Annotated in this window: 18 protein-coding genes; 11 read left to right on the top strand and 7 right to left on the bottom strand. The window is 50.4% G+C overall.

Going from position 1 to position 12,534, the window contains the following annotated elements; all coding sequences use genetic code 11:
• The coding region (locus Q7P68_RS04270) for a hypothetical protein (protein WP_304223241.1) at nucleotides 1–240 on the top strand (240 nt) is incomplete at its 5' end.
• Between the two features lie 163 nt (nucleotides 241–403).
• On the opposite strand, the gene Q7P68_RS04265 is transcribed toward Q7P68_RS04270, so the two are convergent.
• Genes Q7P68_RS04265 through Q7P68_RS04250 form a run of 4 tightly spaced genes read right to left on the bottom strand, consistent with a single transcriptional unit; the run spans nucleotide 404 to nucleotide 3,526 of the window.
• Nucleotides 404–997, bottom strand: a complete 594-nt coding sequence (locus Q7P68_RS04265) for a TetR/AcrR family transcriptional regulator (RefSeq protein ID WP_304223239.1) — start codon at nucleotides 995–997, stop codon at nucleotides 404–406.
• Entirely contained in the window at nucleotides 975–2,192 is a 1,218-nt protein-coding gene (locus Q7P68_RS04260; RefSeq protein ID WP_304223238.1) for a THUMP domain-containing class I SAM-dependent RNA methyltransferase, read from the bottom strand. The genes Q7P68_RS04265 and Q7P68_RS04260 overlap by 23 nt, the downstream gene beginning before the upstream one ends.
• 40 nt (nucleotides 2,193–2,232) lie before the next feature.
• A complete protein-coding gene (locus Q7P68_RS04255) occupies nucleotides 2,233–3,171 on the bottom strand; it encodes an SAM-dependent methyltransferase (protein WP_304223236.1) in 939 nt (312 codons plus the stop codon).
• Nucleotides 3,164–3,526: a PilZ domain-containing protein gene (locus tag Q7P68_RS04250; protein WP_304223234.1), complete on the bottom strand. Its 363-nt coding sequence runs from the start codon at nucleotides 3,524–3,526 to the stop codon at nucleotides 3,164–3,166. The genes Q7P68_RS04255 and Q7P68_RS04250 overlap by 8 nt, the downstream gene beginning before the upstream one ends.
• A gap of 117 nt (nucleotides 3,527–3,643) precedes the next feature.
• Here Q7P68_RS04250 and vapB point away from each other — a divergent pair, with 117 nt between their 5' ends.
• The 10 genes from vapB (at nucleotide 3,644) to Q7P68_RS04200 (ending at nucleotide 10,582) form a co-directional block, all read left to right on the top strand.
• Entirely contained in the window at nucleotides 3,644–3,874 is a 231-nt protein-coding gene (vapB, locus tag Q7P68_RS04245) for a type II toxin-antitoxin system antitoxin VapB (protein WP_304223232.1), read from the top strand.
• Nucleotides 3,874–4,284, top strand: coding sequence for a type II toxin-antitoxin system tRNA(fMet)-specific endonuclease VapC (vapC, locus tag Q7P68_RS04240; protein ID WP_304223230.1), 411 nt, complete (start codon nucleotides 3,874–3,876; stop codon nucleotides 4,282–4,284). The genes vapB and vapC overlap by 1 nt, the downstream gene beginning before the upstream one ends.
• Nucleotide 4,285: 1 nt before the next feature.
• Nucleotides 4,286–4,855, top strand: a complete 570-nt coding sequence (locus Q7P68_RS04235) for a cupin domain-containing protein (protein WP_304223228.1) — start codon at nucleotides 4,286–4,288, stop codon at nucleotides 4,853–4,855.
• Nucleotides 4,856–4,863: 8 nt separating this feature from the next.
• Nucleotides 4,864–5,406, top strand: a complete 543-nt coding sequence (locus Q7P68_RS04230; protein WP_304223226.1) for a PadR family transcriptional regulator — start codon at nucleotides 4,864–4,866, stop codon at nucleotides 5,404–5,406.
• Nucleotides 5,407–5,469: 63 nt separating this feature from the next.
• Nucleotides 5,470–6,492, top strand: a complete 1,023-nt coding sequence (locus tag Q7P68_RS04225; protein ID WP_304223224.1) for a FecCD family ABC transporter permease — start codon at nucleotides 5,470–5,472, stop codon at nucleotides 6,490–6,492.
• 36 nt (nucleotides 6,493–6,528) lie between these two features.
• On the top strand, nucleotides 6,529–7,326 hold the full coding sequence (locus Q7P68_RS04220) for an ABC transporter ATP-binding protein (RefSeq protein WP_304223222.1): 798 nt from the start codon (nucleotides 6,529–6,531) through the stop codon (nucleotides 7,324–7,326).
• Nucleotides 7,327–7,346: 20 nt separating this feature from the next.
• Nucleotides 7,347–8,120, top strand: a complete 774-nt coding sequence (locus Q7P68_RS04215) for a Rossmann-like domain-containing protein (RefSeq protein WP_304223220.1) — start codon at nucleotides 7,347–7,349, stop codon at nucleotides 8,118–8,120.
• 2 nt (nucleotides 8,121–8,122) lie between these two features.
• A complete protein-coding gene (locus Q7P68_RS04210; RefSeq protein WP_304223218.1) occupies nucleotides 8,123–9,220 on the top strand; it encodes an ABC transporter substrate-binding protein in 1,098 nt (365 codons plus the stop codon).
• A complete protein-coding gene (yqeC, locus tag Q7P68_RS04205; RefSeq protein WP_304223216.1) occupies nucleotides 9,192–10,079 on the top strand; it encodes a selenium cofactor biosynthesis protein YqeC in 888 nt (295 codons plus the stop codon). The genes Q7P68_RS04210 and yqeC overlap by 29 nt, the downstream gene beginning before the upstream one ends.
• Nucleotides 10,076–10,582, top strand: a complete 507-nt coding sequence (locus tag Q7P68_RS04200; protein WP_304223214.1) for a molybdopterin-dependent oxidoreductase — start codon at nucleotides 10,076–10,078, stop codon at nucleotides 10,580–10,582. Before yqeC ends, Q7P68_RS04200 begins: the two co-directional genes overlap by 4 nt.
• 38 nt (nucleotides 10,583–10,620) lie before the next feature.
• Here Q7P68_RS04200 and Q7P68_RS04195 read toward each other — a convergent pair whose 3' ends face one another.
• The 3 genes from Q7P68_RS04195 to Q7P68_RS04185 are packed head-to-tail and all read right to left on the bottom strand — an operon-like array spanning nucleotide 10,621 to nucleotide 12,480.
• Nucleotides 10,621–11,280: an acetoacetate decarboxylase family protein gene (locus Q7P68_RS04195; protein WP_304223213.1), complete on the bottom strand. Its 660-nt coding sequence runs from the start codon at nucleotides 11,278–11,280 to the stop codon at nucleotides 10,621–10,623.
• On the bottom strand, nucleotides 11,273–12,040 hold the full coding sequence (locus Q7P68_RS04190) for an SDR family NAD(P)-dependent oxidoreductase (RefSeq protein ID WP_304223211.1): 768 nt from the start codon (nucleotides 12,038–12,040) through the stop codon (nucleotides 11,273–11,275). The genes Q7P68_RS04195 and Q7P68_RS04190 overlap by 8 nt, the downstream gene beginning before the upstream one ends.
• A 2-nt stretch (nucleotides 12,041–12,042) precedes the next feature.
• A complete protein-coding gene (locus Q7P68_RS04185; RefSeq protein WP_304223209.1) occupies nucleotides 12,043–12,480 on the bottom strand; it encodes a MarR family winged helix-turn-helix transcriptional regulator in 438 nt (145 codons plus the stop codon).
• Nucleotides 12,481–12,534 lie beyond the last annotated feature (54 nt).

Below are 12,534 nucleotides of genomic sequence, written 5' to 3'. Positions count from 1 at the left end.
TCCGCTAACCTGGCGGTGGGAGCAAAATTCAGCTATTTTACCGAAACCGCCAGCGGCCAGCCCCTTATTTTAAGTGCTGTGGTTGGGCAGGTAGAATTCCCCCGCTTCCACTTTGACCGGCTCGACTATTTCAGCACATTCTCCCTCTATTCGGAGTTGCAGGCCTGGTTTATTTCTGCAGAAGTGTCTGGCGGTATTGCCTATCGAATGTCCTTTGGCCTGCGGAGCAGTATTTTCTAACAAATTACCCCCCTGCCTCATGAGCGGTAGGGGGTAATAAAAACGCCTCTGTCTAGTCCGCAGGCAGGGCACTATGAGTCTCTTTATATGAGCCTTTGCCAGAGTTTATAGAAGGATATAAAAGCGGTCCCGAGTCAGACCGCTTCGATGTAGTTCTGTGTGCTTATTTGGATAGCAGCCTCACGGCAAGCTCTATCGCCTGCCGTAATTCATCTACCGAATCTCGCTGTAGTACCACGAGGCGGAATATGGCTGCTTCGATAAGACCGTAGAGGAGATCATCGGTTTCGCGGACATTAACCTGTTTCAGCTCTCCTTTGCGGATACCGTCAATGACAATAGATGCCAGAATATGCCTGAGCCTGATGGTTCGTTTGCGTACCCGATAATCCGTATCGGTACCGCTTTTTGATAGATGGAGCAGATAATTCAGCACCACCGATAATAACCGCTTATTTTCCTGGAGACGGTCCAAAATGGTCGTGAGGACAAGTATTAGCTTTTCCGGGGTTTTAAGATTCTGGTCTGCCTTGACCCGCTCGAGGTCCGCCTCCACCCCGATGAGCATCTGCTTGATGCTCCAATTAAAGATTTCTTTTTTATTTTTAAAATAAATGTAAAGGGTAGTTCGGGTAATTCCGCAGCGGTCCGCTATTTTCTGAAAGGTTGCATCCTCAAAGCCCTCGTCTACAAAAACATCGAGAGCCCGCTCTAAAATTTCTTTGCGGCGTTTGTCATGTTCGACGATTATTGACATTCGTGTTTCTCCCTAAGTTTTCGAATTGATATAGGTAGGATTTCAACGCTCCGTTGGTAATGTTCCGGACCGACTGGGCCCGGCGGCCAAAAAAGGATTCAAAGCCCGGATGGTTGGTGATGACCGACAGGTTCCAGCCGGAAAAATGTTTTTCTAAAACGCCCATGGCCTGGTATGTCTGTTCCGCCTCTTCCCGGTCGCCGAGTCGTTCCCCGTAGGGTGGATTGGTGACAATAAAGCCCGGTTCATTTTCCGGGGCCATGGCTGTTTCCATAGAACATTTATGTATCTGAGGCCAATACTCAGAGGGCGGAACAAAGTCGCGGGCGATACGGATGCCCCGGCCTGCTTCTTTACCAAGGATAAGTTCGTAAGCTCTGATCAGGTTTGACTGTGCGATGGAAACAGCCCTGCCATCCGCATCGCTGCCATAAATACGGATCCGGTTGGCAAAATTGATCCCCTGCCGCAGTTCTTCCCTGAGACGGGATTCAATATTCCTATCGCCAATTAACAGAGATGAGACCGCAAAATCCCGTCCCAGGCCCGGCGCGGCGCCCCAGGCATACAGGGCGGCCTCGATTAGTATGGTCCCGGAGCCGCAAAAGGGGTCATAAAGCGGATATTTCCGCCGCCACCCGGAAAGGAGCAACATGGCCGCCGCGGTGGTTTCCCGCAGGGGCGCCGCGCCGCCTTCCGTACGGTAGCCCCGTTTAAAGAGGGGTTCCCCGCAGAGGTCAAGGAGAATCTGGACCCGATCCTTTTCGATATAGACCCGTATGTCTGCAGCTTCTCCGTATTCGGGAAGCCGAGTTACTCCCCAGACCCGGCACAGCCTTTCTGCGATAGCTTTGTGAACCACCGCCTGAATGCTTGTTTCCGCTGAAAGCTGTGAATGGCTGCTTCTGACCTTACCGATTACTACTCGGTATGTTTTGGGAATAATTGCTTCCCAATTCACGTTCTGGCATCCGTCAAAAAGGGCATCAAAATTAGCGGCTGAAAACGAGGCGGCTTCGAGCAACACACGGTCCGCGGTACGCAGGGACAGTAGTGCCCGATACATCCCCTCCGTATCGGCGGAGAAGCGGATTTTTCCATAGGTCGAATCAAGTATTGCTATGTTAAGTTTATGCAGTTCGTTGGAAAGGGCCTTCTCCGCGCCAATCGCGCAAAGGGCGACAAAATTCATCATATCTTTTTATTATAACAGTTTTTCATCTATTGTTCAATTGTCACGATGCATAGCCAGCATCATGAGCCACTTTTATCCAGGTAAGTTCGTGTTTGTTGTAATGAAGGTGAATAACATGGCTGTCCGGAATAGACGCAAAGAGCCGTGGTGTTTCAAAATCTCCTGAACCTTGCATTTTTATAGTACAGATATAGTTTTTTGCCAAGCCTGAGGCGAGCCATTTCTGAACCCATTCATAAAGCCGGGGCGGATAACAAATAACATCGCTTAAAAGCCAATCGACGGGGCCAATCTCTTCGGGCTTAAGGGTAAAGGCGTCATGTTTGATGTAGGTAACCAGGGGATTTTTCATAAGCCGGTCATCCAGGGGAGCCCGGTCTATCGCGGTGACATGAGCTCCGAGCTGGGTGAGTACCCAGGTCCAGCCGCCAGGACAGGCCCCAGCATCCAGACAGCGCTCCCCTGCCTGGGGCCAGCGGTGGGCGCGGACCAGGGCTTCCTGGAGTTTCAGGTAAGCTCTGCTCGGCGGGTCCGCTTTGTTTTCTACAAATTCTATTTTGCCTGCTGGAAAGGGGCTTGTACAAAGCGGACTTGCAATCATGGTATGGGCATCGAGCAATGTCCAGGCTCCCATGGGAGCATCCGGAACTTCCCAGGGAAAAGGGCGGGGTTTCTGAACGATGGGAGGGAGTTTTTCCTGGATGAGCATACCCCGCCTATATTGGGTAAAAAGAACCGGCGCCCAGTTCCGTTGGATGTTTCGCAGACTGAGAGCCGCTTCAGAGATAGAATCAAAGGTAATTTTTATCGGGTTAAGCCAGATGTTTTCTGTCCAGAATGCCTGTCTCTGCGGTCCTTCTGCAAAATAAAGGTTACCGCCAAGGTATTCATACTCGCCCAGTTCACGCTGCAAATGCTGCTGAAATTCATCAACCCCCTGATAGACGATGCCTTCCAGTTTTTCTATCCGGTTATCCATTGATACGCTGTTCCTGCGGTCGTGTGTCGGTTCTCCAGGCAAGGTAATCGAGGTATCGTTCAAAAGCTTTTCCTGAAGGAGATGTACGTATGAAAAAGCCGATTTCAAAGGCATCGTAGCCAGCCCGATTCCAACGGCTTTCGGCGACGATTTCAAAGGGGTCAATTCTGGAGTTTGTTTCTGGGTAAATTAAAATACGGTATTCTTTGCCGGTTTCGAGTGCCAGGGCTACTGAAAATTCAAGCCGGCAGCCGGTAATGCTCAGGTCACGCAGGAGACCAGTTGCATATTCGACACTTTCCAAGTGGGCCTGGGCAAGACTTGCGTAGCGGGGATGAGCGCGTTTGTTGAACATACTACTATTGTGCTGGTTGCCGCCCGTTTCGTCAATCCGCAAGTCTTCGGCACGCAGAAAATTAAACTTGACATAGTATATACTCGTGTATATACTATGTCTTAAGTGAGGTATATTATGTTGAGTTCCAAGGTATTTATTTGCGGTAATAGCCAAGCAATACGTCTTCCAAAAGAATACCAAGTTGATGAGAAAGAGTTATACATAAAAAAGATAGGAAGTACAATTATTCTTTTTCCAAAAAAGGATCCTTGGGAAGCTTTTGAGAGAAGTCTTTCTGAATTTACTAATGATTTTATGGGTGATGGAAGGAATCAGCCCCCCATTCAGGAACGAGAAGGTTTGTAATGTACCTGCTAGATACAAACATTTGTATATACATAATCAACAAACATCCACGAGAGATAGTGGAAAAAATAAAACAGTTAAAACCTTCTCAAGTTAAATTATCAGCCATATCTGTTGGAGAACTTGAATATGGTGTATTTAAAAGTAAGAACAGAGAACAAAATAGGAATGCGCTTATTGATTTTCTATCCGGATTTGATATTCTTCCGTTTAATGATAATGATGCAGAAGTATTTGGTTTGATAAGGGCTGAATTAGAAAAAAGAGGACAAGTCATTGGATCTTATGATATGCAAATTGCTGCACAGGCAATCTCAAATGATCTTATACTTGTAACAAATAACACTGGTGAGTTTGAAAGAATTAGTCAATTGAAATTGGAAAATTGGGTACAAGATAAGAGGAGGTAGTATGAAGTCTGAGGCAAATCCTTCCGCGCGGATTCGCACCCTGCGAGAAACCTATGGAATGAGCCAGAAGGTTTTGGCAGAACGGAGTGCAGTTCCTCTGGAACTTATTAAAAAGATAGAGGCTGGCATTATTCCAGATTTAGCTCCTTTGGTTAAGATTGCCCGAACGCTGGGTGTCCGGCTGGGAACCATATTGGATGAGGATCGTGAATTGGGACCCGTGCTGACCCGAAAAGGCGAGGGGGAAGAACACCTGCGCTTTATTACTCCCAATGCCCAGCGGCTGGAGAATGGGCTTAAATATACGGTCCTCGCTGCAGGCAAGGCAGGTCGACATATGGAGCCCTTTATCATAGAAGTACCGGCAAAGGCTGATGCGCCCCGATCTTCCCATGAAGGCGAGGAGTTTTTCTATGTTATTTCGGGTCATATACGGCTTGAATACGGTACCCTTTCGTACGATCTTTCAGAAGGGGATTCGATCTACTATGATTCCATGGTGCCCCACCGGGCAGTTGCCCTCGATGGTCAAGATGCTCAGGTGTTAGCGGTTGTATATACTCCAGTGTAGGTGTGTCCATGGGGGATGTAAGACCCGAATATGTATTTCTTGGTTTCCTCGTCGAAGGTCCTGCTCATGGATACCATCTATATCGCCTTTATAAAAATAGTTTAGAAGGTCTGTGGCATATCAGCGAAAGCCAAATGTATGCTTCGCTTAAGCGGCTGGAAAAACGGGGCTGGATCGCCCCGGTACGAGAAGAGTCTTTAGGGGAGGAAACCCAGAGTCGGCAGCAATTTATGCTTACCTTCGAAGGAATTTCTGCCTATGAACGGTGGCTCTGGACCCCGACTGCGGCCAGTCCCCGACTCCTTAAGCTTGAATTTTTAACCCGTCTTTATTTTGCCATGCGCTGGAATCTTGAAGAAGCCTATGGGCTTATAGAATACCAGCGGCTTTCACTGGAAAAAGAACTAAATCGGCTTCTTGACTCTGTGCCAACTACGGGTAAAGCTTCTGAACATGATTCTCCCCTCTTATTTGATATTTCCGTCCTTGCCAGGGATTTCAGGATCCGCCAGATCCGGACTGCCCTGGACTGGATGAAAGAGCTGTTGTAGGAAGTTACGAAGCCTGTATCGGTTTTTCTTGACCGGAGCGGAAAGCGGGTCTATACTCACTGAGTGAGTATTTCTCGCAGAGCATCGAACAGGCTTATAGTGATCCTGGCAGGGCTTTTTGTTCTGGTGATAGTAATTTCCGCCGGTCTGGGCCGCTTTTTCATAGCCCCGCAGGCGGTGGTACGCCTCTTCTGGCTTCGCCTCACCGGCGGGATTGTGCCCGATGAGCTTGCTCAGGCTTCCCTTGTGCTGTTCCGTATCCGGCTCCCGCGGCTTGCGGGGGCGGCCCTGGCAGGTTCCGCATTAGCTGCCTCCGGTGCGGCCTACCAGGGTCTTTTTCGCAATCCCCTCGTTTCTCCCGATGTTCTCGGGGTGACCGCCGGTGCGGCCTTTGGCGCCGTCCTTTCCCTTTTTTGGGGGCTGAGTCCCCTCATGTTGATACTTATATCCTTTTCTTTTGGTCTTGGAACCGCCATGCTTGTAGGATTTTTGGCCCAAAAGGCTGGAGCAAATACAGATTCTAATCTGGCACTTGTCCTTGCGGGCATTATGGTTGGGTCTCTTGTATCATCCGCCACTTCGCTCATCAAACTGTTGGCAGATCCGAATAATGTATTGCCTGCACTCACCTATTGGCTCATGGGGGGCTTTTCGGCGGTAAAGGAAGTGTCACTTTTTATCACCGGACCAATCATCTTAGCAGCCCTCTTGCTGCTCTTTGCCCTCAGGTGGCGCATCAATATCCTTACCATGGGCGAAGAAGAGGCCAGAACCCTAGGCGGCCGGGTAGCCCTGTCCCGTACCCTTGTTATTATTGGGGCCACCCTCGCAACAGCAGCCACCGTGGCCCTCTGCGGTCCTGTCGGCTGGTTAGGCCTCGTGATTCCCCACTTTGCCCGTATGACCGCAGGAAGCGATTACCGGCTCTTACTTCCTGTTTCGATACTAATGGGCGCGGCCTTTCTCGTGGTGGTAGACGATTTCAGCCGGCTCCTTGCAGCAAGTGAGATACCTATTGGCATTCTGACTTCCTTCGTGGGAGTTCCGGTCTTTCTTGCCCTGATTCGGCGGGGCGGCACGAAATGAAGGGCGGCACGAAATGAATTGATGGAGGTTATGGCTATGCTGGAAATTAAAAACCTCTCTTTTTCTTACGGCGCAAAACGAGTTCTCGATAAGCTCTCTTTTTCTGTTTCCCCCGGTGAACTGGTCTGTGTTTTGGGACCCAACGGGGTAGGAAAGAGCACACTCTTTAAGTGTATCCTGGGGCTCCTTAAGGGATATTCGGGGGATATCCTTCTTGGGGGCCGTTCTTTAAGGTCCTTAAGCGAAGCTGACCTTGCCCGGCTTGTGGCCTATATTCCCCAGGCCCATGTCCCAGCCTACGGTTTTTCTGTTTTTGATGTTGTCCTCATGGGCTCTAGCAGTGCCCGGAGCTTTTTTGCCGTGCCGGGCCATCGGGAAGAAGAAGCCGCCCGCCATGCCCTGGAAACCCTGGGCATACTTGATATGGCAGCTCGCAATTATGCGGAACTTTCAGGTGGGGAGCGGCAGCTTGTCCTCATTGCTCGAGCCTTAGCGCAGGGCGGGCGGCTCCTCATAATGGACGAACCCACGGCGAATCTGGACTACGGCAACCAGGTCCGGATTATGGAACACATCGCGGGCCTTACGGCGGACGGGTACAGCGTTCTTTTATCAACCCATAACCCGGAACATGCTTTCCTGTGGTCAAATAGGACCCTTGTCTTGCATAAAGGGCACCTCATTGCCGACGGTCCTCCCGCGGCGGCCCTTACGGAACAGAGCCTGGAAGCCCTGTACGGTATACCGGTACGGCTCTTTTCTCTGGGTAACGACAAAACCGGCCGTTACCAGGCTTGTATGCCCGCTTTGGAACTTCGCGAGGTTTGCCAGTAAAGATGATGTATCCAGAAAATTTGTACAGAGTTTTATTTGATGAAATCCCGCCTGATCTGCGTATTGAGCTTGCCTATGCGGGAACAAGCCACTGCATGGTGGCAACAGAAGAAGGCATCGGCTCGGTGATGACCCTGCCTCCATCGGGTCCCGCCGCAATCTTGCCGGAAAAGCTGGAAGGGCTTCCTCTTCGAGCTGTGGCAGAAGCGGTGCTTTCCTGGAATGCCACCGATGCTGCCTTGGGGGCTGCGGCCCTCAATGCCTATTACAACTCGCCGCGGCTCTTACAGAAAAACTTCGGTTATGCTGATAAAGAGGCGGATGCAAGCGCTGACCCCTTTGTTCGGTATGCTGAATGGGCCCGGGATAAAAAGGTAGCGAGCATCGGTCACTTTGCTTCCGTGGAACGACATATAGCTCCGGTTGCAGCCTCTCTTTACATTATCGAAGAGCATCCGCAGGAGGGGGACTATCCTGCGGCAGCGGCAGAATTCCTTTTGCCAAAAATGGATATGGTGTTCATTACTGGCAGCACCTTGGCAAACAAGACTTTGCCGCGGCTTTTGGAATTGAGCCGCCATGCCTTTGTGGTCCTGGTGGGTCCCAGCACCTGCATGGCTCCCCAGCTCTTTTCCTACGGAGTCTCGGTTCTAAGTGGCAGCCTGTACACTGATCGGGAAACCTGCCTTTCCCTGGTACGGCAGGGACTGCACGGTAAGATGGTCCATCAGGGTCAAAAACTATCTTTTGAAGCTTTTCAAAACTCAGTGAGTTTTGAAAAAGGAGTTGGCTGAATATGCGATACGCTAATAAGTTCCGATCCAAATTGATGGAGCTATGCCTGGTTTGTTTTATTGCGCTTTCTGCTCCCCTTATGGCGCAAAAAACTTCTGTTTCGCCTGGTCCGGGTAATTCAGAGCAATCCCGCTGGGCCTTTACCGATTCGGCAGGGCGAACCGTTCAAGTCCCCCGTTTCATCAATAGAATTGCCCCCTCAGGGCCTATGGCGCAGATTTTTCTTTTTACTCTTGTCCCTGACCGCATTATTGGCTGGTCGAGTAAGCCCGCTTCTGAGCTCCTTCCCTATCTCAGTCCCGCTGCTCGAGCCTTACCGATCTTTGGCCAGTTTTATGGGGCCGCTTCTACGCTTAACATGGAGGCCCTGATCAGTGCGAAGCCGGACATCATTATTGATATAGGGGAGCGGAAGCCGACCATTGCCCAGGATATGGATGATGTCCAGAGCAGGACTGGTATACCTACCGTATTTATCGAGGCCTCATCCTTTGATTCCTATAGCAAAACATACCGGGATTTGGGAAAGCTCTTAAATGTGGGAACCCAGTCTGAACCGCTTGCCCAATTCAGCGAAACTACGGTCGCTTATTTTAAGGATTTGCAGGACCAGCTTGGCAAAGGACGTAGAAAAGTCCGGCTCTATTACGGGGAAGATCCTTCGGCGTTGATGACCATTGCTGCAGGTTCTCTGCATTCACAGACTATAGAGTTTGCGGGGCTCCTTAATGTGGCAGATCTGGCCAACAAGGGAGGCACTGGAAGAAACCAGGTTTCCATGGAGCAGCTGCTCCTCTGGGATCCGGATCTTATTATTCTAACGAACGGTGCCCAGGCTTCGGTGGTGGCACAGGATGGGCTTTTCCGGCAGCTCCGGGCGGTAAAGCAGGGAAGGGTCTATGATATTCCCGCTGAGCCCTATAACTGGGTTGCGCGGCCCCCATCGGTTAACCGGCTTGTAGGCCTGTACTGGCTTGGTCACCTGGCGTATCCTGATCTGGTAAGCCGGGAGATACTGGAAGCCAAGGTTAAGGAATTTTATTCCCTTTTTTACCATGTGCAGCTAGGCGATGCAGAACTTAAGCGATTTCTTCGCTAATGTTCTTAATTGGCCCGAGGACCGCGGCTTAGTTATTGCCGCGGTGGGCGGGGGCGGAAAATCGGCTCTCCTGTACCTTTTGGCAAAAATCTTTGCAGAAAAGGGGAAACGGGTCGCTCTTACCACCACTACCCATATCTATGACCCCCGGACCGAAACGGAGCCGCGGCTCTATGATTCGGTAACTATTATTCCTGAGCTTGAACAGACACCCCCCGGAAATAATGTGGCGATCCTTGAAAGGCTTTCGGCTTTGGCGGTTTCTGCTCCGAAGCCGGGAAGCGTTACGGTCCTTGCGTCAAAGGAAGCTATACCGGATACCTCGGTTCATCAATCTCATGGAAAGCCGCTGCTTTATAAACTGCGGGGCATACATCCCGCATGGGCAGGGGCCTTGGGCTCCTATTGGGACCTGGTACTGGTAGAGGCTGATGGTTCAAAGCACCTTCCGGTTAAGGCTCCAGCGGAGCATGAGCCGGTTGTGCCGGACCTATGCGATATAGTCCTCGGCTGTGTGGGTCTCGACTGCCTGGGTCTCCCGATGGACGAAGTCCATGTACACCGGCCAGCCTTGTTTAGCGCCGTAACGGGATGCGGATTAGGGGAGCCCATAGACGTCCGTCACCTTATCAATCTGGCATACCATCCCCAGGGGCTTTTTAAGGGTTGTCCCGACGGATCCCGCCGCTACCTTTTTTTGAACAAGGCGGATTATTTGGCCGCGGGGGCCCTCCATGATGTGGAAGCATCGCTTTGCAGTTTAGCGACAGAACGGGATTTTGAAATTATTATCGGTTCGGTTAAGCAGGACCGGATATACAGCAGGATTGATTGTAGCCACATAAGGAGGTTTGTATGATCAACATGCCGCCCGGAACGAGGCAAAAGGTCTATGGCCAACAATATGTCAGTACCGCTGTCCGTATAGAAGGTTTAGTGGATAATCCCTGCACATTCGCCGCGGCAGATCTGAGGCAGCGGCCCCAGGTGACTATCCGGGATGTGGACATACTCTGCGGGAGCGGCAAACTAAAAGAGGAAGGTTTAATCTATTCGGGGGTGCTCCTGCGGGACCTGCTGGAGGAAGCCCGCATGAGGCTGGAAGAACACGAGGTGCCGAACCGGACCTATATCGTGGCTTCCGGTACCGATGGGTATTATGCCCTTTATTCCTGGCACGAAATATTTAACAGTCCCCAGGGCGAGGGCCTTATAGTGGTGCTGACTAAAAACGGCCAGATCCTCGGCGAAAAGGAGGGAGAACTTTGTCTAGTCAGCACCCGAGATGAACGGCCTGGTCCCCGGCGGATCCGCTACCTGTCCAAGGTGGATGTGTGTAGGATCGCATATGGAGGCTGCTAAAGGGTGTATTTTCTCACTTTTTATTAGTGTCTCAAAAGCTATCCTTTAATATCTTCTACCACCGCTGTTGGGAAGGTAATCGAGAAGGGCTGCACTGCGATAGCTATGAGCGGTTTCTTTTCTGCAAGGGCCGGAAAGTGTTCGGGGTTGACCTTCACTGATTCTACGCTGGCAAGGCGTCCCCAGCCGTGGCCGGTAAATCGGGTATGGTAAGCGTGGTTGTTCTGTACTTGTACGAGCCGGTAGGGGAACACGATGGTATTGACCGGAAAAACAGGGCCTTTAATACGAAAGGTTCCCCGGAACACCGAGTCTCCGTTGTGTTCTACAAGGATTTCTTCTCTGTCCTTTTCTAAAGGCTGGAATACAAAATTTGCTCGTTCCTTTGGAATTGCCCAGTTCCGCCGACCGTTTACGACACTTTCATCGGTAGAAACAAAAATGCGGCTAATATGCTGCAGTTTTTTTCCATAAAAACGGAATGCACCGGGGATAAAGAGGAGCTCCTGATAGGGCCCCGCGTTGGAAGTCTCGTAATCTACCGCCATGAGACTTCCAAAACCTCCTGCAAAATTGGCCTTAAAGTGGTCTGACAGGAATGGATCCTGGACAATTTCCTCCTTTGTAAAGCGATACAGAATAATAAAGCCCCGACCCTTAAGGTCCCAAGGTGCTGGGATAACCGGTATATCAGACATGATGGGTTCCCCCCTGTGAAAATTCTTTTCGAAACCGCCATCCTTCTATGCCCATGTAGATGGGGATAATTGGTATAATCCTGCTCACAATCTGCATGATCCGATACAAAAGTGATGGGTAGATGTGGGGCTTTCTCTGTTCAATACCCTTTGCTATCGCTTTTGCCACCGCCGAAGCCTTTTGCCGCGGCCATGGAAGGTGATCGCTCTGGGCTACCAAGAAGAACTCTGTCAGTGTTGCGATGGGATAGATAAGCTGTAAATGCTGACCCGGTTCAAGTTCATAGCGCATCGAGTCGGCAAAACCGCGGAGGGCAAACTTGGTTCCGCTGTACAGGGCATAACCCGGCATAGCATAAAAACTCATAGCGCTTGCGGTGATAAGATATTGGAACGGTTCCTTTCCTTTTCGCTGCCTCAGGGCCTGTAGTCCATACAATGGGGCATAAACATTAGTTTTAAATATGGCATCCATATGTTCCCATGACGCATCCTGCCAGCGCTCGTAATAGGCAAAGCCCGCGTTGCTGATAAATATATCGATGTTCCCCAAAGCCGTGTATGCCGTATCCAGGAGCCGGTCCATACCTTCTTTGGTGGATACGTCAATAGAAAGGGGTATAATGTTTCGGTGTTGCGGTATCCGCTCCGCTCTCCGCGCAACTGCGACAATCTTGTTGTGTTCCGCAAGGAGCTTGCACAGCTCTGACCCAATGCCTGATGAGGCTCCGGTGATAACAACTCGTTGGTTCTTAATCATAGTTATTCCTCCAGCTTAATGCCGACCAAGGCAGCAAATTGATGTATTGCCTTCTGTAAAATAGCCAAGGTGTCTTTCCCAGGACCGCCCCGTTTTTCGCCGGCTGTAAAAAGCTGGCGGTGGTAGGCTTCTATCTCTGCAAGTTTGGCTCGTCCGTTTTCAAGCAGCTCCACATGTATCTGTCGCCGGTCTCCTCCAGCCGCTGAACGCCTGACGAGTCCTAGTTCTTCTAGCCGGGTTACCAGCCTACTGGTTTGGTATTTTTTTAATTCCATGCGTATTCCGAGCATGGATATCTGCCAAGGGCCATGGTAGCGCAGCAATTGCAGCAGGTATATTTCCTGCCAGCTGAGATTGAAGAGCCGTTTTTCTTGGGCTTCGAAATGATAGGCGGTCTGCAAAAACGAAAAAAGACAACCGTCGATTTCCTGTGAGGTCATGATATTAATATACTACATTTTAGTTGCAAATTGCAACTAAAATGCGACTAACAT

It is taken from the genome of Gracilinema caldarium, from assembly GCF_029265695.1.
Classification (GTDB): Bacteria; Spirochaetota; Spirochaetia; order Treponematales; family Breznakiellaceae; genus Gracilinema; species Gracilinema caldarium_A.
Note: the sequence above shows the minus strand (reverse complement) of the source record. Positions and strands in the feature narration are given on the sequence as shown.

Excerpts from the sequence above, each read along its gene's own strand:
- Q7P68_RS04265 (WP_304223239.1), bottom strand. The coding sequence starts at position 997 with ATGTCAATAATCGTCGAACATGACAAACGCCGCAAAGAAATTTTAGAG.
- Q7P68_RS04260 (WP_304223238.1), bottom strand. The coding sequence starts at position 2,192 with ATGATGAATTTTGTCGCCCTTTGCGCGATTGGCGCGGAGAAGGCCCTT.
- Q7P68_RS04255 (WP_304223236.1), bottom strand. The coding sequence starts at position 3,171 with ATGGATAACCGGATAGAAAAACTGGAAGGCATCGTCTATCAGGGGGTT.
- Q7P68_RS04250 (WP_304223234.1), bottom strand. The coding sequence starts at position 3,526 with ATGTTCAACAAACGCGCTCATCCCCGCTACGCAAGTCTTGCCCAGGCC.
- vapB (WP_304223232.1), top strand. The coding sequence starts at position 3,644 with ATGTTGAGTTCCAAGGTATTTATTTGCGGTAATAGCCAAGCAATACGT.
- vapC (WP_304223230.1), top strand. The coding sequence starts at position 3,874 with ATGTACCTGCTAGATACAAACATTTGTATATACATAATCAACAAACAT.
- Q7P68_RS04235 (WP_304223228.1), top strand. The coding sequence starts at position 4,286 with ATGAAGTCTGAGGCAAATCCTTCCGCGCGGATTCGCACCCTGCGAGAA.
- Q7P68_RS04230 (WP_304223226.1), top strand. The coding sequence starts at position 4,864 with ATGGGGGATGTAAGACCCGAATATGTATTTCTTGGTTTCCTCGTCGAA.
- Q7P68_RS04220 (WP_304223222.1), top strand. The coding sequence starts at position 6,529 with ATGCTGGAAATTAAAAACCTCTCTTTTTCTTACGGCGCAAAACGAGTT.
- Q7P68_RS04210 (WP_304223218.1), top strand. The coding sequence starts at position 8,123 with ATGCGATACGCTAATAAGTTCCGATCCAAATTGATGGAGCTATGCCTG.
- yqeC (WP_304223216.1), top strand. The coding sequence starts at position 9,192 with ATGCAGAACTTAAGCGATTTCTTCGCTAATGTTCTTAATTGGCCCGAG.
- Q7P68_RS04200 (WP_304223214.1), top strand. The coding sequence starts at position 10,076 with ATGATCAACATGCCGCCCGGAACGAGGCAAAAGGTCTATGGCCAACAA.
- Q7P68_RS04195 (WP_304223213.1), bottom strand. The coding sequence starts at position 11,280 with ATGTCTGATATACCGGTTATCCCAGCACCTTGGGACCTTAAGGGTCGG.
- Q7P68_RS04190 (WP_304223211.1), bottom strand. The coding sequence starts at position 12,040 with ATGATTAAGAACCAACGAGTTGTTATCACCGGAGCCTCATCAGGCATT.
- Q7P68_RS04185 (WP_304223209.1), bottom strand. The coding sequence starts at position 12,480 with ATGACCTCACAGGAAATCGACGGTTGTCTTTTTTCGTTTTTGCAGACC.